The 25,419-nt window shown below is 63.4% G+C and carries 27 protein-coding genes and 1 tRNA gene; 12 read left to right on the forward strand and 16 right to left on the reverse strand.

The annotated features are described in order from the left end of the window. Positions 1–16 precede the first annotated feature (16 nt). The 4 genes from K6T25_RS05365 to K6T25_RS05380 all read left to right on the forward strand — a co-directional run bounded on the left by K6T25_RS05365 (position 17) and on the right by K6T25_RS05380 (position 3,719). Positions 17–1,006 (forward strand): class I SAM-dependent methyltransferase, encoded by a 990-nt coding sequence (locus K6T25_RS05365; RefSeq protein WP_222917084.1) that lies wholly within the window; start codon positions 17–19, stop codon positions 1,004–1,006. A 77-nt stretch (positions 1,007–1,083) separates the two neighbouring features. After that, positions 1,084–1,156, forward strand: a tRNA-Thr gene (locus K6T25_RS05370). Positions 1,157–1,252: 96 nt separating this feature from the next. After that, the gene (locus K6T25_RS05375; RefSeq protein ID WP_222917086.1) at positions 1,253–2,686 is read left to right on the forward strand and encodes a DUF8148 domain-containing protein; all 1,434 of its coding nucleotides are present in this window, start codon (positions 1,253–1,255) and stop codon (positions 2,684–2,686) included. Between the two features lie 61 nt (positions 2,687–2,747). After that, positions 2,748–3,719: a serine/threonine protein kinase gene (locus K6T25_RS05380; protein WP_222917088.1), complete on the forward strand. Its 972-nt coding sequence runs from the start codon at positions 2,748–2,750 to the stop codon at positions 3,717–3,719. A 169-nt stretch (positions 3,720–3,888) separates the two neighbouring features. On the opposite strand, the gene K6T25_RS05385 is transcribed toward K6T25_RS05380, so the two are convergent. The 5 genes from K6T25_RS05385 to K6T25_RS05405 all read right to left on the reverse strand — a co-directional run bounded on the left by K6T25_RS05385 (position 3,889) and on the right by K6T25_RS05405 (position 7,672). Then, positions 3,889–5,445, reverse strand: coding sequence for a hypothetical protein (locus tag K6T25_RS05385; RefSeq protein ID WP_222917090.1), 1,557 nt, complete (start codon positions 5,443–5,445; stop codon positions 3,889–3,891). A gap of 76 nt (positions 5,446–5,521) precedes the next feature. Next, entirely contained in the window at positions 5,522–6,346 is an 825-nt protein-coding gene (locus K6T25_RS05390; RefSeq protein ID WP_222917092.1) for an HNH endonuclease, read from the reverse strand. A 60-nt stretch (positions 6,347–6,406) separates the two neighbouring features. Further along, positions 6,407–6,706 carry a hypothetical protein gene (locus K6T25_RS05395; protein ID WP_222917094.1) on the reverse strand — a complete coding sequence of 100 codons (300 nt, stop codon included), beginning with the start codon at positions 6,704–6,706 and terminating at the stop codon, positions 6,407–6,409. Positions 6,707–6,724: 18 nt separating this feature from the next. After that, complete coding sequence (locus K6T25_RS05400; protein WP_222917095.1) at positions 6,725–7,060, reverse strand: hypothetical protein; 336 nt, start codon at positions 7,058–7,060, stop codon at positions 6,725–6,727. A 45-nt stretch (positions 7,061–7,105) separates the two neighbouring features. After that, the gene (locus K6T25_RS05405; RefSeq protein WP_222917097.1) at positions 7,106–7,672 is read right to left on the reverse strand and encodes a DUF8102 family protein; all 567 of its coding nucleotides are present in this window, start codon (positions 7,670–7,672) and stop codon (positions 7,106–7,108) included. A gap of 603 nt (positions 7,673–8,275) precedes the next feature. Here K6T25_RS05405 and K6T25_RS05410 point away from each other — a divergent pair. Further along, positions 8,276–8,575 (forward strand): hypothetical protein, encoded by a 300-nt coding sequence (locus K6T25_RS05410; RefSeq protein ID WP_222917099.1) that lies wholly within the window; start codon positions 8,276–8,278, stop codon positions 8,573–8,575. Between the two features lie 8 nt (positions 8,576–8,583). Here K6T25_RS05410 and K6T25_RS05415 read toward each other — a convergent pair whose 3' ends face one another. After that, the gene (locus tag K6T25_RS05415) at positions 8,584–9,867 is read right to left on the reverse strand and encodes a site-specific integrase (protein WP_222917101.1); all 1,284 of its coding nucleotides are present in this window, start codon (positions 9,865–9,867) and stop codon (positions 8,584–8,586) included. A 366-nt stretch (positions 9,868–10,233) separates the two neighbouring features. Here K6T25_RS05415 and dph5 point away from each other — a divergent pair, with 366 nt between their 5' ends. Continuing rightward, positions 10,234–11,046 carry a diphthine synthase gene (dph5, locus tag K6T25_RS05420; RefSeq protein ID WP_222917103.1) on the forward strand — a complete coding sequence of 271 codons (813 nt, stop codon included), beginning with the start codon at positions 10,234–10,236 and terminating at the stop codon, positions 11,044–11,046. 22 nt (positions 11,047–11,068) lie between these two features. Here the strand turns inward: dph5 and artA are convergent, their stop codons facing one another. The 8 genes from artA to K6T25_RS05460 all read right to left on the reverse strand — a co-directional run bounded on the left by artA (position 11,069) and on the right by K6T25_RS05460 (position 18,832). Further along, entirely contained in the window at positions 11,069–12,061 is a 993-nt protein-coding gene (gene artA, locus K6T25_RS05425) for an archaeosortase A (RefSeq protein ID WP_222917105.1), read from the reverse strand. A gap of 669 nt (positions 12,062–12,730) precedes the next feature. Further along, a complete protein-coding gene (locus K6T25_RS05430) occupies positions 12,731–14,053 on the reverse strand; it encodes a hypothetical protein (RefSeq protein ID WP_222917107.1) in 1,323 nt (440 codons plus the stop codon). Next, positions 14,046–14,726 carry a hypothetical protein gene (locus K6T25_RS05435; RefSeq protein ID WP_222917109.1) on the reverse strand — a complete coding sequence of 227 codons (681 nt, stop codon included), beginning with the start codon at positions 14,724–14,726 and terminating at the stop codon, positions 14,046–14,048. Before K6T25_RS05435 ends, K6T25_RS05430 begins: the two co-directional genes overlap by 8 nt. Before the next feature lie 84 nt (positions 14,727–14,810). Then, positions 14,811–16,025: an AI-2E family transporter gene (locus K6T25_RS05440; protein ID WP_225917818.1), complete on the reverse strand. Its 1,215-nt coding sequence runs from the start codon at positions 16,023–16,025 to the stop codon at positions 14,811–14,813. Between the two features lie 56 nt (positions 16,026–16,081). Next, positions 16,082–16,510, reverse strand: coding sequence for a type II toxin-antitoxin system VapC family toxin (locus tag K6T25_RS05445; protein WP_222917111.1), 429 nt, complete (start codon positions 16,508–16,510; stop codon positions 16,082–16,084). Then, the gene (locus K6T25_RS05450; protein ID WP_222917113.1) at positions 16,507–16,782 is read right to left on the reverse strand and encodes a hypothetical protein; all 276 of its coding nucleotides are present in this window, start codon (positions 16,780–16,782) and stop codon (positions 16,507–16,509) included. Before K6T25_RS05450 ends, K6T25_RS05445 begins: the two co-directional genes overlap by 4 nt. A 112-nt stretch (positions 16,783–16,894) precedes the next feature. Next, positions 16,895–17,647, reverse strand: a complete 753-nt coding sequence (locus K6T25_RS05455) for a VOC family protein (RefSeq protein WP_222917114.1) — start codon at positions 17,645–17,647, stop codon at positions 16,895–16,897. A gap of 102 nt (positions 17,648–17,749) precedes the next feature. After that, entirely contained in the window at positions 17,750–18,832 is a 1,083-nt protein-coding gene (locus tag K6T25_RS05460; RefSeq protein WP_222917115.1) for a hypothetical protein, read from the reverse strand. A gap of 149 nt (positions 18,833–18,981) precedes the next feature. Between K6T25_RS05460 and K6T25_RS05465 the strand changes: the two genes are divergently transcribed. Together K6T25_RS05465 and K6T25_RS05470 are read left to right on the forward strand one after the other, a co-directional pair. Continuing rightward, positions 18,982–19,482: a hypothetical protein gene (locus K6T25_RS05465; protein WP_222917116.1), complete on the forward strand. Its 501-nt coding sequence runs from the start codon at positions 18,982–18,984 to the stop codon at positions 19,480–19,482. Between the two features lie 50 nt (positions 19,483–19,532). Next, positions 19,533–20,396, forward strand: coding sequence for a DUF7979 domain-containing protein (locus tag K6T25_RS05470; protein ID WP_222917117.1), 864 nt, complete (start codon positions 19,533–19,535; stop codon positions 20,394–20,396). Positions 20,397–20,420: 24 nt separating this feature from the next. On the opposite strand, the gene K6T25_RS05475 is transcribed toward K6T25_RS05470, so the two are convergent. Next, positions 20,421–20,870, reverse strand: a complete 450-nt coding sequence (locus K6T25_RS05475; RefSeq protein ID WP_222917118.1) for a DUF8050 family protein — start codon at positions 20,868–20,870, stop codon at positions 20,421–20,423. Position 20,871: 1 nt separating this feature from the next. Further along, the gene (locus K6T25_RS05480; protein WP_222917120.1) at positions 20,872–21,981 is read right to left on the reverse strand and encodes an OBG GTPase family GTP-binding protein; all 1,110 of its coding nucleotides are present in this window, start codon (positions 21,979–21,981) and stop codon (positions 20,872–20,874) included. 265 nt (positions 21,982–22,246) lie between these two features. On the opposite strand from K6T25_RS05480, the gene K6T25_RS05485 reads away from it, so the two are divergent. From K6T25_RS05485 to K6T25_RS05500, 4 genes are all read left to right on the forward strand, one after another. Then, on the forward strand, positions 22,247–22,447 hold the full coding sequence (locus K6T25_RS05485) for a VNG_1110C family protein (protein WP_222917122.1): 201 nt from the start codon (positions 22,247–22,249) through the stop codon (positions 22,445–22,447). Between the two features lie 55 nt (positions 22,448–22,502). Then, entirely contained in the window at positions 22,503–22,880 is a 378-nt protein-coding gene (locus K6T25_RS05490; RefSeq protein WP_222917124.1) for a DUF7541 family protein, read from the forward strand. Between the two features lie 109 nt (positions 22,881–22,989). Further along, positions 22,990–23,493: a DUF6684 family protein gene (locus K6T25_RS05495; RefSeq protein ID WP_321170890.1), complete on the forward strand. Its 504-nt coding sequence runs from the start codon at positions 22,990–22,992 to the stop codon at positions 23,491–23,493. 127 nt (positions 23,494–23,620) lie between these two features. After that, positions 23,621–25,369, forward strand: a complete 1,749-nt coding sequence (locus tag K6T25_RS05500; RefSeq protein ID WP_222917879.1) for a cbb3-type cytochrome c oxidase subunit I — start codon at positions 23,621–23,623, stop codon at positions 25,367–25,369. The last annotated feature ends 50 nt before the right edge of the window (positions 25,370–25,419 follow it).

Consider the following 25,419-nt stretch of genomic DNA (forward strand, 5'->3'; position numbering starts at 1 on the left):
CCGGCCGAGGCCGGGTATGCCCACGCCGTGCGTCCGCGCCCCCGTCCGCGAGGGCGAGGCGACGAGAGCCGCGCTCGCCGAGCGCGACCTGCTCGACGGCGACCGCGAGATCGACGTCGAGGACGGCGATATTTTCGTTCCCGTCGTCGACGCGGCCGCCGCGCGCGACGCCGGCTACGAGGTCGTCGACCGCGAGACCGCCGAGCGCGACGGACCGACGCCGCCCGCGGAGGTCCTCGGGTTCGAGCCCTCCTACGAGCGCCTCGGCGACATCGTGATCCTCGACGAGGACGATCCCGAACGTGCGCGGCGGATCGCCGAGGCGATCGTCGAGTCGGACGTGCCCTGCGAGACGGTCGTGAACCGCGCCTCGAAGGTCGCCGGCGAGTACCGCGTCCGCGAGTGGGACGTGCTCCACGGCGACAGTACCGAGACGGTCCATCGGGAGTACGGTCACGAGTTCGCCCTCGACGTCGCCGAGGTGTACTTCTCGCCGCGGCTCGCCACCGAGCGCCACCGCGTCACCGAGCAGGTCGAGTCGGGCGAGCGCGTGGTCGACATGTTCGCGGGCGTCGGCCCCTTTGCGGTGCCGATGGCCGCGCGCGGTGCCGAGGTGGTCGCCTGCGACGTGAACCCCGCCGCGATCGAGTACCTCCGGGCGAACGCCGAGCGCAACGGCGTCGGCGACCGCGTGACCGCGCTGGAGGGCGACGTGCGCGAGACGACCGCCGACTACGACGGCTGGGCCGGCCGGGTCGTGATGAACCTCCCACACAGCGCCGACGAGTTCCTCGACACCGCGGTGCGGCTCGCGGGCGACGACTGCGTGCTCCACCTCTACGACATCGCCCACGAGGACGACCCCTTCGGCCCCGGCGAGCGCGCGATCCGGGCGGCCGCCGAGCCCGCGGGCTACGAGGTCGAGGTGGTGACGCGTCGGGGGGTGCGGTCGTACGCGCCCCACGAGGAGAACGTCTGTCTGGACGTGCGGATCCGCCGGTCGTAACGGCGTGTCACTCCGAGTCACGGCGACGCACATTCGCAACCCTTATTCCCGTCATGGCAGTACGACTGATCGCACGCGCCGGTGTAGCTCAGCTGGCAGAGCGATTCCTTCGTAAGGAATAGGCCGAGGGTTCAAATCCCTCCACCGGCTCTCCTCATTTTGTTTACAATCCCACTACTTAACCCCGTATAGCGGTTTCGAATGTTCATATCAGAATAATGTTATCGGTTGGGTGGGGTGGTCGGCGTGAGCCCCGCCGACGATGTCCCGGCTCACCCGCTTCTTGAGGGGCTTCTTGGCCGCCCGCAGGACCGCGCAGGCGGCTGTCAAAGACCCGGGGGTCCGCACACCCCCTGGGATGCGCCCTGGCGCGACACCGCCCGCGAAGCCGATAAGACCCGGCTCTACCGCTATACCCTGGATTCGCCGGAAGGAACGCCGCTATCGAAGGTCGTTGCCGACGTCTTCGGTGACGGCCCCGGCGACTACTCCAACACTGACTACCAGTTGGCCCGTCGGTTTTTCGAACGGCACGACTGTTTCCTAATCGCCCGACGTGGCGGGAATCTTTGGGTCGAACCCACCCCAGATGCCTTTCACTTGACCGCTGTAAGCAAACGGCAAGAAACGCAGACGGCGTCGGGATCGGGCTGTCAGACGGGACGCGACGGTGACGGCGGGGGTGGTTCGGGGTCAGCGAAGGACCGCGCCCAGGGTCTGCTGTCGTCGGTGTCGACTATTGGGAGCGACAGCATCCGCGCCGATCTGCTGGGTGAACTAGCGACGGAACTGGAGTCAATTGACGGACGGTACAACATCTTAGAGCGGATTCGGGGGACCGGCTCTGAGTACCTGCTGTGTCCGTACAAGAATCGGTTCAACAGTCAGGACAGGGTGGCCGACCTACGAACGTCCTGGCGTCGTGCATGGCGTCGTGCGGCCCGTCAGTACGACGACGCTGTTTGCCTGACCCTGACGACGGATCCGGGGATGCACGACTCTGTGATGGATGCGACGGCGTCTCTGCTGGAGAACAAGAACCGGCTGGGTGAGTGGTTGGCGTACGATCCGAAGAGTGACGACCGGCCTGATCGACTGGGATACCGTCCGACGAATCTCTATGCTCTGGAGTTTACTGACTCCGGGTTGCCACATCTGCACGTTGTATACTTTGGCGTTCGGTGGCTGACGACACAGGCGGCGCTATCGCGGTATTGGGGCGACCGACAGGGGAAGATTGTTCACGTCCGCCGGCTGGCGAAGCGCGATGATCGGTTCGTGATGTCGTCGACAGTGGACGTCGACAACCGTGACCCGCGGACGGCCAGGGAATACCTGGGGAAGTCCCTGAGGACGCTGGATACGCTGGCCGGGATGCAGCCTGCTGATGTATCTGACACCGTCGATCAACGTCGGAACAGGGACACGGATGACAGAGACGCCGACCTCTGGAAAATGGCGATCTACTGGGCGACAGGCAAACAGTTCTGGGGCGGGTCACCGTCATTAACAGCGGATGAGTGCGATGATGGAGAGGGAATTTCTAGAGGTGACCTCCCGCATATCCCCTGCTATCGGTTCGTCGGGTCTGCACTCTTCGACCAAATCCCTGGACACGTCCGTCAGAACGCTCAGCTCATCGGAGGTAATTCAATTAAGAGATTACCACCACCTCGTTGATCAAATCCAACTCAGTCCTTACCAAATCCATCAGCTGTATAGAATTGTGACCGGTTGGGGGATGAGCCGGGAACAACACTATGTTACAGCGGATTATCTGTCATTTGTGCTCAGTCACTGGAGAGAGATTGATGCTACAAAGTATAGTTACAGAGTCATACAAGTCATCGGATTCGGTGGAAACGCAGCTACGTACCACGTAATAAGGAATCAGTTACTTGATGATCAGGACGGACCGCCAACACATGGAGTCGGAGCAAACTATGCGATGAAGTTAGCGCATGAAGACCTATCCGATGAAAGGTTGGACCGGTTTGAGACAGAAAAAGAGTTTTTGAAAGATGTAGATCATCCACTAATTCTACCCTACTATGAGGAGGGTGAATTCTATGATTCTCCCTTCATGATCATTGAATATCTGCCGAATACGATGGAAGAGATCATTTTGTCTGATAATGCGACTATCTCTGAGAAATTGAATTATGCCACACAGCTGATCTCATCTCTTGTTTATATCCATAATCTGGACGACCCTGTCGTTCATCGTGACATCAAACCTTCGAACATATTCGTGAGGCAAAACACCGCTTTCCTAGGAGACTTTGGATTAATCAAGCGACAAAGCACAGACCCTGATGAAGATAACTTCGAAATGAATAAAGAGAGTGAGGAACGGGCAGTGCCATCTAAACATCCCACCCCGGACTTAATAGAATATGAACAAGGAGGTGAGTTGACAACTGCTTCCGATATATACCAGATGGGGATTGTGCTAACTAAGTTATTTACTGGGAGCAATCAGAACCCTGTACAAAACGTACACAATAGAGAAGAGGGAGACCCGGTGGTTACTGCGGAAATAGACAACGTGCCCGGGACAGTAGTGAGTGATGACATTCAGCGGTTACTAACGGATATGACTATAGAGGATGCTGCTGACCGACCAAATGCTGAGGAGTTACTCTCCGACTGGAAGGAACTCCTCAGAGAAGCAACTTTGGAGGCACGACGTCTGGACGGAAGAGTCCTGTAGCGTCAGTCCGTTGCCAATCCTGTCTATTGAGGACGTTCAGGCAACGCCATTGTACGCTATCTAAGGAATTGGGGCGATTCCGTTCCCCTTTCGGGACCCACATGTGGAGACTGCAGATGTCATCGGTCCTGGAGTAGCCAATCATCGTGTCGCTGGTCAGTATATACCGTCAAGACTCCCATTTTTTTGGGTCATAATCTCCTTTACGCCAGTCTCTGCGGGTTTTTGGTTTCATTGGGACCGGCTTGTGGACTATTGGATCAACCTCTGTGGACTCAAGATGCGTGTTGATTTCTCGCGTCAAGAGCTCTGATACAAAATGGTCAATATCTTCTGCCCTTTCTGCTGATACTGTTTCCATATCATGTACCACCTTGTTCCGCTTTTTCCGATGTCGATCTAATTCTGAATACAAGTCATCATCAATGACTCCCGTGATCTCGGCTAATTCGATTCGATGGCTGATGAACCAATTATGTCCTTGAATCGTTTCACGCCGATCTCGATTCACTTCATACTCATCCCTAAGGGTGCGATTGAGAAGTTCCTCAATGTGTTGTTCGATAATGTTCCAATTCAACAGAAAGGACGCCGTATATTCGTCGTCGATAAAGTGAGTATGTGCCTGTAGATGGAGTGTCACCCGTTCACGCAGGTCTTCGACTTCGAACACGACTTCCGTAGCACGTAATAGATACTCGATTAGTTCGACACTGATCAGACTTCGCTCATGGTCAGCAGGACCTGACTCCCCATGCCACAATTGGTTCCTTCCTGATGGCGTAGACAATTCTGCATGGCTATTGGCAAAACCGCCTGGTCCAGCCTGGCCTGAGATGAACTCTCTTGGTTGTAGTGATCTCCACTGAAAATGATCTCCGTAAATCCCGATCCCAAAAAAGGTATTCAACAACTTTAGGATATGGTCGCCATCGTCATCTAAAACCGCTAGCAGGCCATCTCTGAATGCCAAGAAACCTTTACCAAGAATTTCATCTTGATATACAACCTCGTTTTCTCTGAAGTAGGACCCCCAGACCTTTTCTTCAAATTCTCTTTCTGGAGGTCTATCCACCCAGACTGCAGGGTATATGAATCCTCCACCCGCCGGCTGAGATTCCATCTCTTCATCTTGGTTATCGTGTCCGGAGCTACTGTCGTCATCAGATTCGGGCTCTACCTTAGACTCTTCATCTGATTCTGATTGATCATCATCGGAGGTGAATTCACCGGGTAGGTCAAAATCGACTACGTTACCCACTAGAACATGATATGAACTATTTCCCCAGATTCGCTCCCCTTCCAAGAAACGGATCTGTGATGACGAAAAGTCGTTGAAAATCGATTCCTCAAGTCGACTGACCAACTTCGATATGACGATAGCCAGTGCGTCCTCCCTAATTGGCTGCCGTCCTGGGGGTGTTTTGAGAGCCTGAGGAGGTAGTGCCTGTCGCCATCTTTCTTCCTGACCCACGGTAGCAACTTCTTCGATGAATCGATCTCCTTGATACGGCCCGTTGATCGTGATTTCCTTATCAGACCGATTTCTGTCGTGAGTGACCATAACCGCCTGCCCTTCGATTGGCTCTTGAATCCAGAATACCTCTACCTGTGCTGGCGAATTGAAATCTTGGAGTCCGTGGAACAGTGAACCCTCATTTTCCCGTATCTGGTCGATGGATGATTCCCACCAATCTTCGACATCCTCTGCTGTAGTCTCAGACATTATATCACATGATATTGCAGCAACCTGAACCTTTTTCGGGTTATCAAATACCGCTACCAGCTGTAATCAGGCGCGCCTATGGACTTCCTCTGCGGTCATCCAATTTCTGTTTCAGTTTCCTGTTGAATTGCTTTCCCCGCCGACCGTGGTGCACCCTCTGATGACAGTTGGGACAGAGAGCAATAACAAAGTCTGGATGATCCGGTCCTCCATCTCCTAATCGATGTACGTGGTGGGCTTCCAGATACGGCTCACCATTGCGATTGGTAAACGGAGCCTCTTCCTCACACCCTTGGCAGACCCCGTCAGCCCAGTTGAGGGCATACTCTCTCACTGCTTCAGATGTTTCGTACTCAGTTGTCGTGGACGTTCGATGACTGGGAATGTCTGATGCACTCTCTTTCGCTTCCTCCCAGAGTTCCTCTTCGGTGACTGTCTCAGGTTCTTCATCAGCAGAACCCCCGATCACCTGTTCCAGTCTAAATCTGATTGCGGATCGTTCGTCGCCGTTTTTGTCTGGGAGAGTTTCCCTGTGCCAATCAACACAAGAATACTGACCAAGGTAGACTACGTGGGCGTCTTCAATGAGGGACTTTTCGAACAGATGGAGTTCATCGCCGTTTTCATCGTGGTCCCGGACATCAGAGTTCCACCGGCCGGTATTCGTTGTCCGGTCGAACGTCATATCACCTTCCTGGCCGGCTCCGGTGTAGACGAACTTCCCATCCGGTTTGAATTCGTCCTTGTATCCATACTTCTCCCCCTCTTCCCCCGTGAATATGAAAACGAAGGGGTTGTCTGCGGGCGATGAAATTCCCCCTCGACGTCCACCACCGTATCGGTCGTGGAGTTCGCCACGACGGATAACGTCACCAATGCTGTATGGAAGTCCTGACGTCATGGCGTCGAAGACTCTCTGATGCTAGTTAGGTCTTGGGCGGGCAATGGGGATTCCCCAAACTCAACGCCGGTCCAACTCCTGATCTATCTCATCCAGAATCTCTCTGATACGGTCGTCAAGCTGCTCGACTGAGTAGGGATACGGCTCATAGCCAGCGGTATCAAGCTCCTCCGCCAATCCTTGAATCTGTTCGGAGATGCGATTTCTGGCCTGTCTCTGGCGTTGGCGTTCCTTCGCATTTCCATCGATCATCACAGGCTGACCACACTCCTGGCATCGCCAATCCCACATCGTATCCGATTGGTTCACCGGGATCACCTCTACCTGATTTTCGCAAAACGAACAGACAGTCTCTGGCATGTCTTCAAATCTGTCGGCCTACCATTTGTAGAGTTGTCCCTCCTCAGGCGGGAATTCAGTTAGGTCAATGTCGCTAGGGTACGGGTCAGAAACAATCTCACGGTGATCACGGATGATCCTCATCTCCTCATCCTCTAACGTTTCTGAACCGAAAGTTCCGATGTATGCCCCTTCGGGGTACTGTTCGATATTGTGACCCGACAGAACCCGTCGTATGCGGACTTCTGCGTCAGCCGGAAGTCTGTCGATGTGTCGTGGTAATCCGTAAGCGACCAGATCGTCATCATCGTCACTCCCGGCCCGGATGTGGATACGAAGTCGATTATCCTTCGTGTCTATTCCAATGATCTTCATGGAGGATACTACATACATGCCGAACAATATTCGTTTGGCTAGTAGTCACTGTATTTCCTCAAAATAAGCCTCAACATCCGATGACGTGATCCGCCCCTGGTTGAAGAGCATCTGCATCTCTAATGTAGTGACTTGTTCTCTTGCTTCGAAACGCTCCTCAACCTGTTCCAAGCGCCCCTGAAGAATGTCGGAGCCGAACAAATTCACTCTCTGCTGATCCACGGTTACATCGACAGAGTCGATCTGGGGCATCCGTTGTAGTGAAGCCTGAAATAGATCCTCCACTTCTATGCCCATATCATCGGCACACTGGGAAGCAAAGGCGACCATGCTCATCAGCCCCTCTGCGAATATTTGGCTGTCCCGTAGTTCTTCTTCCCGGTCAGCTGTGGTGAACTCCGATTCGTGGTCGAAGTCCGTTAGTTGCTCCCGGTCACGGGCTTCCAGATGATTGAATACGATATCGAAATCTCCAATACCAGCTTTGATCCGCTCCCGAATCCGACCACGTTTGACCCGTTCGTTGGCCTTCGAAATTTCGCTGGGTTTGTCTCTAAGGTATTCCCGCTGATCAGGCGTGAGTATGGAACTGACCTTTGGACCACTTTCCATAACGCCCTGGCGTTACGCCAATACAATAATTGTTATGGTGGCCGTGGTGACGCATATGGGTTCAAAGAGTGAAACCACGCTCCCCTGCTCAGAATCTGTCCGTGACAGCATCAGGTCGTTCAAGACTGGAGGAGAGTCCTATGACGACGTCCTTCGTCGAATGATCTCCTCATTGGAGGAAGAGTGAAAATGTCGGGAGAGACGTCAGCCACCCTTCGAAAAGGCGACTTCAATGCGCCTGATGACGAACAAGTCGAAATCACGATAGAGGAACCGCTTGAGGCTCGATTGCTCTTGCCCCGCGCAGACATCGAACTTACCCGTCCAGGGGTTTCCTTTGTGACAATTTACGCCGACCTGACTGCTCCGGAAACAGGTGGCGCAGGGGAAGAACAGTGACCACGAAAACTTCCGGGCACTCTGAGACGGCAATACGGCCCTATGTTTGCTGGATACCACAATCTGCAAATTCCGGTTTAAAACAACGCCGTCATGCGGTTCAGAGAGCCACCAGTCCGCTGTATAGTGACGTCACCCCGGGTACAAACAATCTGACCCGTGAATCATTCGACGCCGGCCAACTGACCCCCGCCAAGAGATCGGATGGCCGACGTCGGGACCGCCCCGCCAGATGGCAAGAGGCAATCCATGCAGAACAAGGATTCTAAGCGAAATAAAACCAGCGTGGAGGTAGTACGGAACAAGAATAGTGGTGACGACGGAGTCACTGACGTCGACCAGTTCGTCAGTGAACATTCAGACTTTCTTGGACGGGTGCTGGCCCGTGGTGACAGGGAAGCCAGGGGTCATGCCTTGGCGCTGATAGCGAACGGTGGGACGGTCAGCGACATCGACCGTATCCAGCAGGTGCTGGATGACCTGAAAGAACAGAAAGAGGAATGACGGCGTCGTCAGTCGGTCGACAGCGCGTCAACGAACTGCTGGGCTTCCGCTTCCAGTTCTGGATGCTGTTCAAACAGGTCCATGAGCGACTGGGCCTGATCGATTTCATCCAGCATATCGGGGTTTTCTTTCGCCAGCCGAAGGACCGCCCGGCGGACCTCCTGCTGTTCCTGACGCTTCTGTTGCAGGGATTCAGAGTCATATTCCAGCGCCTGTCCGCAGAAGACGCATTCGTCCCTGTCGTGCGGCGTGTCCTTCCCGCACCGGGGGCATTCGACGGGGGCGTGGCTCTCAGGTTCGTTGGTTTCGACTTCTTTCCCCTGGAGTCGGGCGTACTGGGCGTCGGTCGCCTCTCCGAACTTGGCGATATAGCGGGCTACCGCCTCACTCCCACGGCGTCGACCCTGTCGGTCTTCGATCAGCGAAGCCTTCGCGTCCCGCTGTTTCGCCAACCAATATGCGTTCGATTTCCTGAAGTTGGTCGGCGTCACCTTCTTGGTGACGTCCGCCCGGTCAGCCGCTTCTTTGAACGTCTGAAGGAACCGCTGGTAGGAGTAGCCTTCCGGCTTGCTGAGTTTCGACCACAGGGGCGCGTCGGGGTTATCGGGCGCGGGATGGCCCTGATTCCGGTCATTCAGCCACCGTTGGAGCGGGGGGATGCTGAAGTCCGCGGTCAGCAGTACCGACCGCTGTCCGGTCTTTCCGTCGACGCGAATGTGGATGCCGTGATCGGCGTCGGAGACGTCCCCCACGGTCAGGTCGTAGAGTTCGCCACCTCTGAAGCCACCTTCGTACTGCACGCCGATCAGTGCGGCGTCCCGGGGGTTCGCCGTCTCTTCGATCATGGGTTTGACGTCGTCCTCCAGGTCCAGCATCTCCGCGGGGTCGGGCGACGGGTCGTAACTCCGCGACGTCTTCGAAGACACCCAGGAAACACTAGCAGGTGGGTCGCCGTCGTCGTCGGGGTTGACGCGCCTCCCGAACACTCTGAGCGCGACCCGGTAGTCCCGGTTCGTCTCTTCGTTATCGTAGGTGGTGTGAATCCAGCGAACGATATCTTCCGCGGCGTCCTTATCCTCCAGCGCGTCGGCCAGCCCGCCGACCTCTTCCGCCATGCGGGTGCAGTGACGCAACAGTTTGAGGTGTCGGTACGCGCCGTACTCTTCTTTGAGCAGGTCCAACTGCTTGCTGAAGTCGATCAGGACGTCAGCGTCGGCGTCGGACACGTCCCGGTCGCCGGCTTCGATGCGGGACCGCAACGTCTCTACCTCTTGGCGGGGGTCAGTCGTCATGCCTCTAATAGTATTAATAGTGGGATTGTAAAGGTTAGGTTGAATGCCCTCCACCGGCTCTTCTGCCGAACGAAGTGAAGCTGGAGAGCCTCCAGTGGAGGGATTTGAGGTAGGTCGGAGCGAGCTCCGACCGTGGTCCACAATTCCCTCCACCGCACTTCAACTTCGCTCCGTTCCACGAGGAAGTACGTTCGTCAGCGGCCTTGATACGGAGGGCACCGATCTGTAGTGCCTCCATCGTTCGTCGATGACAGGACGCGGAGCCGTGGTGACACCGGCGAACGACGGTGTCGGTTCAATCCCCGGTGACGGGGCGACGCCGCGCAGGAGCGAAACCGGGAAGCGCCGGGCGGGCGTTCTTCGGGCATGCTCACCTTCATCGGCCTCGGCCTCTGGGACGAGCGCTCCGTCACCGTCGAGGGTCGAGAGGCGCTCCGGTCGGCCGACCGCGTCTTCGCGGAGTTCTACACCAGCCGGCTCGCGGGAACCACCGTCGAGAACCTCGAAGCCCACCACGGGATCGACATCGAGGTCCGCGATCGGGCGGGCGTCGAACAGGACCCGACACCGATCCTCGACGCCGCCGCCGAGGAGGACGTCGCCTTCTGCACCGCCGGCGACGCGATGATCTCGACGACACACGTCGACCTCCGTGTCCGCGCGGCGGAACGCGGCATCGACACTCGGGTGATCCACGGGATCACCGCCCAGTCGGCCGCCTCGTCGCTGACAGGGTTACAGAACTACCGCTTCGGCAAGGCCGTGACCCTGCCGTTCGAGTACGCCCACGGCGCCGACGGAACCCCTCGGAGCGTGATCGACGGGGTCGAGGCGAACCGAGAGCGCGGGCTTCACACGCTTGTGTATCTGGACATCAAGGTCGCGGGGTCGTCTCCGGCCGGGCCAGCCGATGGCGAGCCGGACGAGTTCATGACCGCCGACCACGCCGCCGCCGCGCTGGCGCGCGACTGGGACGAGGACGCCGTCGGGGTGGCAGTCGCGCGAGCCGGGAGCCCCGAGCCGGTCGTCGCCGCCGACACGCTCGCGGCCCTGGGCGAGCGCGACTTCGGCGACCCGCTGCACATGCTCGTGATCCCGGGAGAGTTGCACCACCTGGAGGCGGAGGCACTCGCGGAGTTGGCCGGGTGTCCGCGGGACGCGTTGCCGGCGGTCGAGTGAGGCGTGACCGGGGCGAGTCGGACTACTCCCGTCCGGTCCGGCCGCCGTCGGTCCGAACCGGCTCCCTCGGCAGGTCCAGCGACTCCAGCAGGTCGTACTCCTCGTTGGTGACCATGTACAGCACGTCCTCGATCACGGTGACGAGTTCGGGCAGTTCGCGGACGACGAGGTAGGTGACCCCCACGAGTGCGACGACCGCGAGCACCTGCGAGATGACCCGGTCCGAGAGGAAAAACGACACCATGTACGGGTCCGAGGAGCCGAACAGGAACAGCACCTCGTCGACGAACAGTTGGAGGTACTGGTTGCCGAAGGCGATCCCGATGAACGTGGTTCGAGCGATGTTGAGCAGCCAGATGATCGGGATCGAGACGGCCAGCGCGCGGATCTTTCGACCGAGGGGGGCATGCACCGCGGCGATGAGTCCCGCGAAGATGGCCATGCTCCCCAGCCCGGTGCACGCGAGGACGATCTCGAACAGGAGGCCGTGCCCGTCGGCGGTGACGAACCGGTAGGCGTTCCGATAGCCGAGGATCGGTCCCTCGACCAGCGCGGGCTCGTAGCCGAGCCGCGCCATCGTCCAGCCGGTCTGTCCGGTGACGACGAGGATGAGGGTGCGCTTGAGCGGCTCGATCGACTCGAACGGGAAGTAGACGATCCCCATGGCGGCGACCGCCCGCGAGAGCACGAGCAGGGAGTCGCGGCCGTTCCACAGCAGCCATCCGGCGTACAGGCTCGCGGGGACGGCGAACAGGGAGAGTGCGCCCTCGACGTAGCTCTTCTGGGTGAACGCGAAGTGCGGGAACAGCGCCAGCCAGAAGGCGGCGAACAGCACCCAGCCGGCGGTCGCGAGCGTTCGCTCGGGGGGTGTCTCGAGCGCGTCGAGGCGGCCGCGGAGAGTTGCGAGCGCGCCGGCGTCGCCGCCGCGGTTACGGCGGACGTACTCGACGCCCGCGCCGGCGAGGAACGTCGCGATCACCACCCACCCGAGCAGGTCGGTGTAAATGCTCGCCATTCGTTCGGGGAAGGGTGCTGTCGGGTAAAGCCCTTGTCGTCTCGTGTGTGGCGGGTGTCGAGCCGCGGCTACCGGCGCGGGTCGTTCGGCGTGTCGAGTCGGGTTCGGCTCGCGCGCACTCCCCGATCGAGTCGTTTTGTGCCGAAACGGTACTGTCAGCGTCCGACGAGAAACGCGAGGAGGTCGCCGAGGAACTGTCGCGGCGGCTCCGCGACCGCCGCGACCACAACTACGGAGAGGCCTGACGTGGCGACGTACACCGCCGACGCCGTCACGCTGCTCGTCTATCTCGTCGATGCGCTTCCGGAGGCGGCCGAGCGGGCGTTCGCGGAAGCCGAGACCGGAGAAACTGTCGTACAGTCACCGAGCACGGGACGCGGACGCGACCCTCACGACCGCGGGCACCGTCCGCGACGCCGGCTATCGGACACTCTGGAATTGAGTGCCCACAACGGATGGCCAACGAGTACACTGGCGTCGCGAGCACAGCCTCTACGCGTCGGCGCCGAAACGGGCGCAGTCGTCACCGAGGTCGTCGGTTCGATCGGAGAGCGTCAGTGAGTAGAGACGGAGTATCGCGATACCGGCCTCGCGGTCTCCTCGGACCGATCCCGAGCGAATCACGAACGGCCTGCCCACAGGATCACAGTCACTCGCGCTTCAGCGCCCTCACTCGCGTTCCAGCGTCCGCGCCACCGCGGCGCTGGCGTCGCCGACCGACCGCGCGACCGCCTCGATCCGGACGTAATCGCGCAGCTCCCAGTTCAGCCGCGCGAGCGCGATCTCGTCGTCGGCGTCGACGTGCGCCAACTGCTCGTCGACGTACCCCAACACGGCCGCGAGCCGGTGCGTCTGCAGCCGGTCGAGTCTCGGATGCTCCCCGTCGGCGTGGACCGCAACGACCGCCTCCCGGGCACGGGTACGGATCGTATCGACGTCCTCGACCGATGCGGGGTCGATCGCGTCCCCGGCGTCGATCCGCGCCCGGAGCGTCTCGACGGCCCCGATCGTCGCGAGCGCGTTGTGTGCCCCGACGATCGCCTGCGGGAACGCGCCGGCGTCCCGCGTCTCTGCGATGTCGCCGCGGCGAACGTCGTCGCGGAGGTCGCGCAGCGTCCGCTCGGCGGGTGTCGCCTCCCGGTCGGCCTCCGCAGTGAACACACCTTCATCGAGGCCCGTCGCGGCGCGGCCCTCGTCCACGCTGTCGACGAGCGCGTCGGCCGCCGCCGCGAGCGCGTCCCGACGGTCCCGAACCCCGTCGCGTTCGCGGAGGCGATCGAGGAGGTGGGCCGCGTCCTGTAGTTCCCCGCGGGCGGACGACAACCGCTCGTCGACCTCGGCGACATCGAGCGCCGTCGTCGAGTCACGCTCGCGCACTGACAGCACATGGTTCAGATCTCCGATGCACGCCCGAACGAGCCCCGCGATCGCGGCGTTGACGACGACCGCCTCGATCGCGTCCGCGCCGAGGTACGTCCACCTCCGGCGCAACGAGTCGAGTTCGCCGCGAACGGCCTCCCCGTCTTCCCGTACGTCGGGGATCGTCCGACCGTCGTCGATCGCCGTCCAACCGCCGATCACGAACCCTGTCTCCCGACGCGCACGGCGGAGGCTGCCGGCGCGTTCCCAGGGTGTCGGCTCCTCGCCCGTACCGGCAAGCGCCTCGCGAGCGGTCTCCGACTGCCGGTTGAGCTGGGCGCGGATCGCGCCGTTGGGAATCTGCGCGGCGTCGAACGGCGTCGGAACCGACGCCAGCGCCGACTCCAGTTCGTTCGCGATCTCGTCGAGATACGACGCTTCGATCCCGATCGGGATGCGATCGGGAATCGACGGCGGCGCCTCCTCGAGGACCTCTGAAAGCCGTTGGCCCGTGATCGTCGCCTCGTCGTCGTCGTCGAACGGGAGCCCCGAACAGCCCGCGAGCGACGCCGTGACGGCCGCACCCGCGCCCGCGAGGACCGCGCGCCGCGTCCGCCCGGACGACTCACGCATCGTCGCCCTCCGCGGTCGCGTTCGGTGCCGGAACCGCGTCGGCGGTGATCGGGTGCTCGCGCTCGGGCGGGCGACGCCGCTCGCCACACGAACTCCCGCTCATGCCCGAACTGTAGCTCGTGATCCGCTCGGGATCGAGCGCCTCGGGGACGCGAACGAGCCACGCCGTCGAGTCGCGGGCGTCGTGCTCGCAGGCGACGTCGGCGTCGCGAACCACCCGGCCGAACTGCGTGTCGATGTCGGTCGCCGACCACGACACGTCACACAACTGGAGCTCGTAGCAACTCGGAACGGGAACCCGTTCGAGGAAGACCGTCTCCGAGTCGAACGCCGTCTCCTTGAGGAGCGCCCGGGCGGCCTCGACGCCCTCGACGTCGGCAAATCGGAGGCGGTCGACCTGATCGCGGGACGTGAGGAACGTGGGCGTCCGACGCCGCGGCTCTCCGTTGGTCTCGGTTTGCGTCTCGTCAGGCAGCCACACCAGCGGCCCGTCGATCGTCCCACGGAGGCGCCGGTGCGGAGGCACCGACTCGGGGTCGAACGGTTCGCGTGCAGGCTCGGTCGGCGTCACGCGGTCACCGCTGCTGTCGCTTCCGCTGCAGCCCGCAAGCGCCGCGAGCGCCCCGGCGGCGCCGAGGAGGGTTCGGCGTCGAGTGAGTTTGGAGGGGACCATCGCCCGGAACTGCACGCGAGCGTGCCAAGTGTCTTGTTCTTCGGTAGCCCGCGTGTCCGGTTCGGCGGAAGTCGTTCGTGTCGGCTACCCGGTCGGGTCGGGATCGACGCCAGCGCCGTCGTCGACATCCGCGCCCGCCCCGTCGTCCACGTCCGTGCCGGCTCCGTCGTCGACGCGTGGGTCCGTATCGTCGTCGCGCTCACGGTCGCCCTCGGGGTCGTCGGCCCCGGACAGCGTCGTCCGGGCGTCGTCAGCGCCGAGCAGCCGCGGGAGGGCGGTGTTCGCGAACGTGAGCCCGATCACGAGCACGATCGGCGCGAAGAACAGTCCGTAGAAGCCGAGCACGACCGGCCCGAGCGTGTACGCGAGCATCAGCAGGCCGACGTGGGTCTCGTCGCCGCTCAACAGCGGCCGCAACACCAGATCCGGGACCGTGTCGACGACGACGACCGCGACAACGAGGAACGCGAGGACGTACCCCAGTTCCGCGAACGCCCCGTCGAGCAGCGGCGGGACCGCCATCGCCGCGGTCACCGGGAGATAGACGATCTTCATCCCGACGATCGGAACGAGGCTCGCGATCCCGGTGATCGCGCCCGCGAGGGCGGGGTACGGCACGCGGACGCCCGCGGGAGCGAGCGCGTTGTACGTGCTGAACGTCGCGATCGCGATGAGCGAGATGGCGACCACGTTCAGGAGGTTGCCGAACAGCACCGCCTCGAGTTCGCGGTCGACGGCCTCCAGGTACTCGCGGACGATGGCGTCGTCGTCGAACCGGAGCAGCCAGTCGCTGATGCGGTCGCCGTCGACGAGCAGGTAGTAGGTGACGATGGTGACGACGAGGAGGTTGAGCGCGAACTCCGAGACGACCGTCGTGAGGAAGGCGGCGTTCTCGGTCGCGAACTCGACGAACGGCTCCAGATCGCCCGAGCGATACGCCTCGTAGATCCCCTGAACGGTGAACTCCGGGATGCGCTCGATCGCGGCGAACCACGCGATGTTCGACGCCGCCGCGCTCACCAGCGCGGTGTCGGCGACGAACTGCCGCGCCTCGACGACGAGCAGGACGCCCGCGTAGCTGATGAGCAAGATCAGCGGGATCGCCAGCGACGCGAGCACGACCCCCGCCCGCACTCGCGGCGGGACCCGGAATCGCGCCAGGAACCGGTGATACCGCCGCGTCGAGTAGTAGAGGAACACCGAGACGGTGAACGCCGCGATGAATCGGTACGCGAGCGCCCCGATGACGACCGCGACCGCGACCCCGAACAGCGCGACGACGAGCCGCTTCTCGTTCACGTCATACGGAGGTCAGCAGTTTGACTTAACTGATTCGGAGGCGAGCGCGAAGACCACTACAGCGTCGCCGGGTCGAACCGCTCGACGAGCCCGTCGAAGTCGTCGTCGAAACTCAGTACGCCGTCGAAGCCGTGGCGCCGCACCGCCGCGATCGTCGCCGCGTCCGTGAAGCTGAGCCCCTGGTCGTCGTACCGTTCGAACACGTCGACCGCCTCGTCGAAGGTCGACTCCGAGAGGTGGAGTTGCTCGTACGCCTGCGGGAACGGCTCGACGCCGCGAAGTCGCTCGCCGAGTCGCTTCGCGGCCGAAAACGACCCTCGTCGAAGCGTGAGCGTGATCGCCTCGTCGTACACGTAGTCGCTCACGTACGGCTGTCCGAGTGCACCGTCGTACACCGCATCGAGCGAATCGACCGCGGCCTCGTGGCGCGCGGCGTCGGTATCGTGGTCGGCGTAGATCACGCCGGTGTCCACGAGCACACTCATCCGTAGAGGATCCCGTCGATATCGTCCTCGTCCGTCTCGACGCCCGAAGAGAATCGTCCCTCAGCCATGGCTTCCTTCTCTTCGGCCGACAGCGGGACGGTCGTGTCTCTGAACGAGTCGATCACCGCTTCCCGCGAGGTGTACGCATCGTCGATGATCCGCGAGAGCAGTTCCTGTTGGGTGACGCGTGTTCCGGTTTCGAGCCTGATCTCGGCCTGTAACTCCTCCAACCGGGATTTCGCGTCCTCGTCTACTTTGACCGCGGTCGTCATGATCGATAGTAGCTGTTGCTACCGAGTAAACGTTTCCACAAGGAAACCAGGGGATGCGGATCGGTGCTGATCGCGAACTGACGGCGCCAGAACCCGGACGGACAGGGATGCCCTACCGCTCCAGCAGCTCGATCTCGTGCCCGTCCGGGTCCTTCGTGAACCCGTAGGCGTAGTCGCACGACTCGGGGTCGCGGTAGTCCTCGGTCTCGCGCGTCATCAGGGTCTCCCAGTCGTCCGTCAAGTCGTCCGCGCGGACGCACACGTGCCCCCACGCGTCGCCCAACGTGTAGCTCCGGCCGTCGTAGTTGTACGTGAGCTCGATCGCCATCGCCTCGTCGGCGGCGTCCTCGGGCTTCATGAAGTAGTTCGCGAACGTGTCGGCCTCCCAGCGCCCGGTGTGTTCGTACTCGAACGTGCGCGTCCAGTAGCCGAGCGCCTCGGTGGCGTCCTCGACGCGGATCATGGTGTGATCGATCGACCAGCGGGCGCCGTGGTCGCGCTCGACGATCTCGATCTCGTGGCCGTCGGGGTCCGTCACGAACGCGTATCCGGGGTTCTCCTCGGGCGGGCGATAGTCCTCGACGCCCTCGTCCATCAGCTCGTAGTACGCCTCCTCCACGTCCTCGACGCGAACGGCGATGTGCCCCCACGCGTCGCCCAGCTCGTAGGTGTGGTCGCCGTGGTTGTAGGTGAGCTCCAGCAGCGCGCCCTCGTCGTGCACGTTCTCGGGCCCGAGGTAGTAGTTCGTGAAGTCGCCGCCGTCCATCTCGCCTTTGATCTCGTAGTCGAGATGCTCGGTGTACCAGTCGAGGGATTCCTCCTCGTCCTCGATCCGCATCATCACGTGGTCGAGCGTGTACGCCATACACGAGACACCGGCCGCGCGCTCGAAAAGGATACCGGACGGGGAAGCGACCGTGTCGCACACGGCGGAGCCTCACACAACAAGGGAGTCCGAGCTGTCCGCTCAGAACCGCTTTTTCCGTTTCTCCGGTACGTACCCCGGATCGACCCCGCCCATGACCTCGGCGGCCGAGTCGTGAGCGAACGACGGCTCCTCGGTGAGCGAGAAGGTGTCCGCCCGCGTGCCCGTCTCGTATCGGAGCGCCGCGCCCGCGACCCCGGTCGAGAACGGCGTCAGCGACGCGCCGAACTCGTCGGCCAGCGTCTCGAGGAACTCCCCGCGCGTCGCCGCCACCTCGTCTTCGTACGCCGGCTCGGTCTCGTTGCGCGCGATCGCGGCGAACCGCTCGTCCGTCTCGCCGTGGCGGACGTGCCAGAGGTGGCTCGCGTACCGCCACCGGAGCCGGGCCGTGTCGCGCAACGCGAGCGTGAGCGACTCGTCCAGCGACCGGGCCGCGTCCTCGGGGGGCGCGTAGTCGAGAAACAGCAGGTCGCGGTCGATGCGTTTGAGCGCGCCGGTGTCGAGCAGGTCCAGACACAACACGCCGTCGCCGTCGCGGACGCGCATCGTCGGGTGGTCGCCGTCCGTATTCACGACGCCGGTCCGGGGACCGACCGCGAGCCGGTAGGCGGCCTGCAGCGCGAACAGGTGGAACCACTCGATCCGGCCGCCGGCGGCCGCTTCCCCCGACAGCGGCGGATCGAACGCGTCGGTGTCGACGACACGCGTCGGCGTCGCGTCCGGCCCCGGAGCCAGCGTCGGATCCGAACCGTCGGTGTCGCAGTCGCTCGCGGCGTACTCGCGGGTTCGAAGTCCGCCCGCGAGGACGGGCACGATCTCGATCGCCATCGGCACGACCAACAGCGGCCGGACCGTCTTGTGCGTGACCACGTACACGTCGGGCGTCGTGAACGGGACGAGGTTCTCGCCCAGCTCCGCGAGGCGGCACTTCCCCTCGGGGCCGTCGGCCGTGTCGAACCAGTGGGGCGCCGTGACGGGGCCGTCGAAGTGCGTCCGACGGACGTACTCCCCCATTCGGTCGACGAAGCCGTCGGGGGAGTCGACGCCGACGCGGTACACCTTGTACCACCGCTCGCCGGTCCCCCGGCGAGTCTGCTGAAAACACACGAGCGCGTCGGACTCCATTCGATCCGAGAGAGCCGGGCGGGCGGGCATAACGCTTCGGCGCCGAATGTCACGACTGATTCTCGCACCGGCGCCGGGGGGGAGGAGCGGTTGCGCGACGAGCGATCAGTGTCGTGGGATTTTGTGGCGTCACCTCGTCGGCACCCGGCATGTACTCTCGCCACCACGCGGCGATCTCGGGCGTCGTCGCCGGCGGGCTGGGTCTCGTGTTGCCGCTCGGGACGACGCCCGCCGTCGCGGCGGGCTGGTGGGCGCTGCTCACCGCCGCCGGCGTCGTGATCGACCTCGATCACTTCCTGATGGCGCGGCTCGTCCGGGGGGACTGGGCCAACACGCGCCGAGCACTCGCGAACCCGCGCGTGGCAGTCGTCGACCAGTCCGAGCTGTTCGATCCCGGCGACTTGTGGCCGCTCCACCGCCTGCTCAGCCACGCGATACTCGCCCCGATCGCCGTGTTCGGGGCGTGGCTCCTCGGCGCCGCGCTCGGCGGCGCCGGCCTAGGCGTGACCGCGACCGCGGCCGCGCTGTCGACGGCGACGGTGCTGTACGTGCACGTACTCACGGACCTGATATGGGACGTGTGGCGCCTGGACCGGTACCACGAGGACGTTCGCCGCGTCGCGGCCGACGACGACGCGTCGGGACCGTGAATCGTCCAACCCCCACAAAACACATCCCAGCGGCCCGGGACACTCCCGACATGGTCCCCACACGACGCAGATCCCTCCTCGCCGCCCTCGGAGCGCTCGGGGCGACCGCCGTCGCGGGCTGTCTCGGGGATACGCCGACCGAGTTGTCGGACGGGAACCCCTTGGCGACAGTCGATACCCTCCGACTCTCCGCTGCCGACGGACTGCCGACCGACCGCCCGGTCCGAGTCCACCCGCGCCCGCTCGCGTCGCTTCTCGAACGCGGCGCGACCACGGGCGATCGGGTTCGAGCGACCGGTTCGATCCTCCTGACCGGACGACCCCCCCTCCTCTCGGGCGAGCGGACGGTCAGGCTCACGGGCGAGGGGGTCGACGACGGCGCGTACGTGCTCGACATCGACGGCGGCCTCCTGTACGAGTGGCTCCTCGGCGCGACCGCCGTCGAGGATCCGCCGACGGACGCCGATATCGTGGCCGTCGACGACCTCGACGACGACCGCCGGTCGCTCGTGGTCGAGGCCATCGAGGGTCGTCGTGCGACCGTGGAACCGCAGACGCCGCTGGGGACGTGGGCAAGAACGGAGTTCGTCGACGGCTACGTTCGCCACGAAGGAACTGTGTATCGGGGGCGCGAGCGGCAGCAGACCGACGCCGCGTTCTTCTCGAACGAGGTGTGGTACGTCGCGAGTGTGACGCCGGCCGACGCCGCACCCGACGACGCGCTGACGCTGCACCTCGACCCGCTCCCCCCGGCGGCCCGCAGGGCGGTCGACGACCTGCTCGGGGACTGGGCGTCGACCCGTGACCTCGTCGAGGCGGACGTGTCCGATCTCGGCGACCGATCCCGGCGGGCGCTCGCGGAGACCGACCGGCTCCTCGCCCACGTCGCAGTACTCGAAGTGAGTCTCTCGTGAACCGCGGTGAAAGCCGACCGAGGATCACTCCCGCTCCCACGCCCGGTACCGCCACGCCGCGACCGCCCACAGCACGAGCGTCCCGACCGGGTAGCCCGTCCGCAGCGGCTGAAGCCCGAAGCGGACGGCGACAGAAGCGTTCACCGCGCCCGCAAGCACGAGCAGGCCGGCGGTGACCCGCAGGTCCTCACGGTCAACGAGCCCCAGCGACGCGGACGCGACCGCGAGGAGCCAACACGCCGCGGCGACGACCCACGGAACCAGCAGCGGCGACCCCGACAGCGCGAGATATCCGGGAAGCGTCCGCGCGTACAGGACCGGCGTGAACGAGAGGCCGCCCCACGCGAACCGGAGGAACGGAACGCCGCTGTCCGCGAACGTCTGCACCGACCACGGGACGAGCCCGCACGAGAGGACCGCCACGAGGACGCGCCACGGCGTCGGTCGTGGGAGCCGCGGGGGCGTGTGGGTCACGCTACTTGCGGGCGACGATCCGGAGCACGTCCTCGTCGGCGAGTTCGTGTCCCTGCCCGACCTGCTGGTCGTCGTGTTTGGCGGAGTCGCCGGAGACGCGGGCGAACTTGAACCGGTCGTCGAAGCTTCCCCCGAGCTTCGAGCAGGCGTCGCCGACGGTGTCACCCTCGCGCAACACGAGCGGCTCCTCGTAGTCGATTCCCCGGCCGGGCTTGTCCATGTAGATTCGGATGAGCCCCAGCTTCTCGAAGATCCGCTCCGTCAGGGCGTCGAGCCCTTTCTCCTCCTCGGCGGAGATGAACGTCGCCTCCTCGGGGTCGATGCCGTGCTCCCGGAGGTCCTCGTACACCGTCGGGAGGTAGTCCTCGTCGATGAGGTCGGCCTTGTTCACCGCGACCATCGAGGGGAGGTACTCCCGGTTGTCCATCACGCCGTCGATGAGCTCGTCGATGGTCAGGTCGTGGGGGATCGTCACGTCCGCGTTGACGAAGTTGTGCTCCCGAAGGACGTCTTTCACCGTCCCCTCGTCGAGCGACACGTCGTCGCCCATCGTCACCCGGATGCCGTCCTTGTGCGTCTTGCGCACCGAGATGTTCGGCGGCTCCGTGTCGAGGCGGATCTTGTTCTCGTACAGTTCGTGGGCGAGGCGCTCGTACTGGTCGATCTCGAACACCGACAGGAGGTACACGACGAGGTCCGCGGTGCGCACGACCGACAGCACCTCCTTGCCGCCGCCGCGACCGCCGGCGGCGCCCTCGATGAGGCCGGGCACGTCGAGGATCTGGATGTTCGCGCCCCGGTATTTGAGCATCCCGGGGTTGACGTTGAGCGTGGTGAACTCGTAGGCGGCGGTCTCGCTGTCGGCGTTGGTGAGCGCGTTGATCAGCGTGGACTTACCCACGGAGGGGAAGCCGACGAGCGCGACCGTCGCGTCGCCGGTCTTCTCGACGGCGTACCCGTGGCCGCCGCCGGAGGAGGACTGGTTCTCCAGTTTCTCTTTCTTCTGGGCGAGCTTCGACTTCAGCCGGCCGATGTGGGCCTCGGTGGACTTGTTGTACGGGGTTTCGGCGATCTCCTCGCGGAGTTCCTCGATCTCGTCCTCCAGTCCCATCACTAGCCGGTGGGCCGTCCGCGCGCCTAAACGCTTCCCTTCGGCGGACACCTCCCTTCGGCAGGCGGCCCTCGGCGGACAGCAGCCACCGACGCACCCTCCACGGCTGGGTGCTCCGCCCGCGGACGACGGTGACGGGACGAACGGTTCGAACCGTGCCGGACGGACGCGATCGGAGAAGTCGACCGTCCGTCGCTGTTCCGCCCGCGAGACGGACTTCGGTACCACTATATCACGGCGGACGCGATATGAATTCAAGGACGGCATGCCGGACCCCTCCAGCCTCCGAGACAGCACGCAGATCGTTCTTCCGAAGCGGGAACTGGACGGGATCCGGTCGTCGATCGAGTCGGAGTTCACCGTCACGGTGTTCACGTCGGGCGATCAGTACCGGATCATCGGCAGCCCCGTCGAGATCAAGGCGGTGTCGAAGTTCCTCGCCCGTCACGGCGTCACCATCCCCTGATCGAGACAGCCGGGACGACCGACAGGCTTTGGACGTACAGGCCCGTCGATGTGATATGGACGAGACTCCGGGGTTGAGCGAGGAGTACCGGATGGTCAGCCCGTGGCCGCTGTTCGTCGCGTTGGGGCTCCCGATCGCCGAAATCGGGATCCTGTTCGGTCTGATCCCGCTGGCCGTGGGCGGTCTGCTCCTGTTTTGCGGGTCGATCGCCGGGATCCTCCGCGAGAACGGGTACGTGTCCTCGACTTGGCGCGGGCTCGCCGGGCTGTCGGTGCTCGTCGTCGCCGGGGGACTGGCGCTGTGGTACGCCGACATGACGACCGCCTCCGACCTGCTGATCCGGGCGTACGCGATGATCGGCACCGGCGTGTTGATGCTGCTCGCCGGGGTCGGCGGCGATCTGTTCGCGCGCGACGCCGAACCGGGTGTGTAGACCGATACGAGCCGGCCGCCGCGAGCGCTGGCGCCACGGGCCGACCGGAGTGTCGCCGCGAGCGCCGAAATGGGCAAGGTATTAGGTCGGGACGGTGTACGTTCCGCGCATGGCAGAGATCTTCGACAGGGACACCCTGCTGGATCTGACGGTCAACGTCATCCCGCTGGCCATCCTCCTGTTCTTCGTCGCGGCGTTCGTCCTCGTCGACCCGTTCGGCGGACTGGATTTCTACGGCCGCGTGCTCCAGATGGGGCTGTTGGCGTTCCCCTTCGTCGCGCTGGCCATCCTGACGTACGTCTCCGGGAAGGCGATCGCGGGCGACGAGAAGCGCTCGGCGGTGTTCTTCCAGGGGCAGGCGACGCTCGAGGGCGCACCCGAGAAACACGAAGTCGAGGAGGCGATCGAGGCGGAGGCGACCGGCGAGGCCGACGTCGAGGACCCGTACGACGACGCCGGCGACGACGAAGCTGACGACGCCGACAGCGACGATGCGGCCGACGAACCCGACACCGACGACGACGCCGGCGACGACGAAGCTGACGACGCCGACACTGGCGACGATGAAGCCGAGGGGACCGATGCTGAGGAAGCCGGCGACGACGAAGCGTAGTCGAATCTGACCTCCGACCGAGCCCGGAACCGGGGGCCCTGACCGGAATCGACCCGAATCTTTCTTGTGCATTCGCTGCTGAACCGTGTCCATGGAGACTACCGGCCAACTACTGCTGACGGTGCTCATGGGGGCGTTCCTCCTGGGCGTGGCCGCCTTCCTCGCGCGGGTCGAGGACTGGCGGTCCTACACGCCCCTGGGTACCGGCGGCGGCGCAGTCGGCGAGTCCGGCTACGGGCACTCGGAGAAGCCCGCAGGGCTCATTCGCTGGTTCACGACGGTCGACCACAAGGACATCGGGTTACTGTACGGCGCGTACGCGACGCTCGCGTTCGTCGTCGGCGGACTGATGGTGGTGCTGATGCGGGCGGAGCTCACCACCCCGGCGACGGACGTGCTGGGGTCGGCGACGTTCTACAACTCGCTGCTCACCAGCCACGGCATCACGATGCTGTTCCTGTTCGGGACGCCGATCATCGCGGCGTTCTCGAACTACCTCATCCCGCTGATCATCGGCGCCGACGACATGGCGTTCCCGCGGATCAACGCCATCGCGTTCTGGCTGCTGCCGCCGGCGGCGCTGCTCATCTGGGCCGGCTTCTTCCCGCTTCCGGAGGTCATCCCCGCCCAGACCGCCTGGACGATGTACACGCCGCTGTCGGCGGGCGTCGGCAACGGCAACCAGGCGAACGTCGGAGTTGACCTGATGCTGCTTGGCCTGCACCTCTCGGGCGTCTCGGCGACGATGGGCGCGATCAACTTCATCGCGACCATCTTCACCGAGCGCGCCGAGGAGGTCACCTGGGCGAACCTCGACATCTTCTCGTGGACCGTCCTCACGCAGTCGGGGCTCATCCTGTTCGCGTTCCCCCTGCTCGGGAGCGCGCTGGTGATGCTCCTGCTCGACCGCAACTTCGCGACGACGTTTTTCGCCGTCGACGGCGGTGGCCCCATCCTGTGGCAGCACCTGTTCTGGTTCTTCGGCCACCCCGAGGTGTACATCCTCGTGCTCCCGCCGATGGGGATCGTGAGCTACGTGCTCCCGCGGTTCGCCGGGCGGAAGCTGTTCGGGTTCAAGTTCGTCGTCTACTCCACGCTCGCGATCGGGGTGCTCTCCTTCGGCGTCTGGGCACACCACATGTTCGCGACGGGGATCGACCCGCGGCTGCGCGCCTCGTTCATGGCTGTCTCGTTGGCCATCGCGATACCATCCGCGGTGAAGACGTTCAACTGGATCACGACGATGTGGAACGGGAAGATCCGCCTCACGGCGCCGATGCTGTTCTGTATCGGCTTCGTGAGTAACTTCATCATCGGCGGCGTGACTGGCGTGTTCCTCGCGTCCATCCCCGTCGACCTCGTGCTCCACGACACCTACTACGTCGTCGGCCACTTCCACTACGTCGTGATGGGCGCCATCACCTTCGCCGGGATGGCCGGGATCTACTACTGGTTCCCGCTCATCACCGGTCGCTGGTACCAGCGTCGGCTCGCGAAGGCGCACTTCTGGCTGTGGATGATCGGCACGAACATCACGTTCTTCGCGATGGTGCTGCTCGGCTACGGCGGCATGCCGCGCCGGTACGCGACGTACCTCCCGAAGTTCGCGACGCTGCACCAGATCGCGTCGCTCGGGGCGCTCCTGCTCCTCGTCGGCGGCATCATCTGGGTGTACAACGTCTTCGTCTCGTGGATGGAGGGCACCCGCGTCGAGTCGGGCGACCCGTGGAAGCTCGACGAGACGGACCTCAACACCGCCGAGTGGGACTGGTTCGACGCGAAGCGTGAGACCGCGCTGGCGGCGACCGACGGCGGCGAGGAAGTGACGACCGACGGCGGGCGGGAGATCGAGGGCGACGACGACGCAGCCGAGTAAGCGACGCGTTCGCGCCGGCCGCGACGGCGGGGCTTTTGTTCGCGCGGCCC

This window comes from Halobaculum rubrum (assembly GCF_019880225.1).
GTDB classification, from domain to species: domain Archaea; phylum Halobacteriota; class Halobacteria; order Halobacteriales; family Haloferacaceae; genus Halobaculum; species Halobaculum rubrum.

Bases quoted from the DNA above. Each gene is read 5' to 3' on its own strand.
- K6T25_RS05395 (WP_222917094.1), bottom strand. From the start codon at position 6,706: ATGCCAGAGACTGTCTGTTCGTTTTGCGAAAATCAGGTAGAGGTGATC.
- artA (WP_222917105.1), bottom strand. From the start codon at position 12,061: ATGGCGAGCATTTACACCGACCTGCTCGGGTGGGTGGTGATCGCGACG.
- K6T25_RS05465 (WP_222917116.1), top strand. From the start codon at position 18,982: ATGTACTCTCGCCACCACGCGGCGATCTCGGGCGTCGTCGCCGGCGGG.
- K6T25_RS05385 (WP_222917090.1), bottom strand. From the start codon at position 5,445: ATGTCTGAGACTACAGCAGAGGATGTCGAAGATTGGTGGGAATCATCC.
- K6T25_RS05485 (WP_222917122.1), top strand. From the start codon at position 22,247: ATGCCGGACCCCTCCAGCCTCCGAGACAGCACGCAGATCGTTCTTCCG.
- K6T25_RS05435 (WP_222917109.1), bottom strand. From the start codon at position 14,726: ATGGTCCCCTCCAAACTCACTCGACGCCGAACCCTCCTCGGCGCCGCC.
- K6T25_RS05415 (WP_222917101.1), bottom strand. From the start codon at position 9,867: ATGACGACTGACCCCCGCCAAGAGGTAGAGACGTTGCGGTCCCGCATC.
- K6T25_RS05490 (WP_222917124.1), top strand. From the start codon at position 22,503: ATGGACGAGACTCCGGGGTTGAGCGAGGAGTACCGGATGGTCAGCCCG.
- K6T25_RS05390 (WP_222917092.1), bottom strand. From the start codon at position 6,346: ATGACGTCAGGACTTCCATACAGCATTGGTGACGTTATCCGTCGTGGC.
- K6T25_RS05405 (WP_222917097.1), bottom strand. From the start codon at position 7,672: ATGGAAAGTGGTCCAAAGGTCAGTTCCATACTCACGCCTGATCAGCGG.
- K6T25_RS05480 (WP_222917120.1), bottom strand. From the start codon at position 21,981: ATGGGACTGGAGGACGAGATCGAGGAACTCCGCGAGGAGATCGCCGAA.
- K6T25_RS05495 (WP_321170890.1), top strand. From the start codon at position 22,990: ATGGCAGAGATCTTCGACAGGGACACCCTGCTGGATCTGACGGTCAAC.
- K6T25_RS05445 (WP_222917111.1), bottom strand. From the start codon at position 16,510: ATGAGTGTGCTCGTGGACACCGGCGTGATCTACGCCGACCACGATACC.
- K6T25_RS05430 (WP_222917107.1), bottom strand. From the start codon at position 14,053: ATGCGTGAGTCGTCCGGGCGGACGCGGCGCGCGGTCCTCGCGGGCGCG.
- dph5 (WP_222917103.1), top strand. From the start codon at position 10,234: ATGCTCACCTTCATCGGCCTCGGCCTCTGGGACGAGCGCTCCGTCACC.
- K6T25_RS05460 (WP_222917115.1), bottom strand. From the start codon at position 18,832: ATGGAGTCCGACGCGCTCGTGTGTTTTCAGCAGACTCGCCGGGGGACC.
- K6T25_RS05500 (WP_222917879.1), top strand. From the start codon at position 23,621: ATGGGGGCGTTCCTCCTGGGCGTGGCCGCCTTCCTCGCGCGGGTCGAG.
- K6T25_RS05410 (WP_222917099.1), top strand. From the start codon at position 8,276: ATGGCCGACGTCGGGACCGCCCCGCCAGATGGCAAGAGGCAATCCATG.
- K6T25_RS05470 (WP_222917117.1), top strand. From the start codon at position 19,533: ATGGTCCCCACACGACGCAGATCCCTCCTCGCCGCCCTCGGAGCGCTC.
- K6T25_RS05450 (WP_222917113.1), bottom strand. From the start codon at position 16,782: ATGACGACCGCGGTCAAAGTAGACGAGGACGCGAAATCCCGGTTGGAG.
- K6T25_RS05455 (WP_222917114.1), bottom strand. From the start codon at position 17,647: ATGGCGTACACGCTCGACCACGTGATGATGCGGATCGAGGACGAGGAG.
- K6T25_RS05380 (WP_222917088.1), top strand. From the start codon at position 2,748: ATGAGCCGGGAACAACACTATGTTACAGCGGATTATCTGTCATTTGTG.
- K6T25_RS05365 (WP_222917084.1), top strand. From the start codon at position 17: ATGCCCACGCCGTGCGTCCGCGCCCCCGTCCGCGAGGGCGAGGCGACG.
- K6T25_RS05400 (WP_222917095.1), bottom strand. From the start codon at position 7,060: ATGAAGATCATTGGAATAGACACGAAGGATAATCGACTTCGTATCCAC.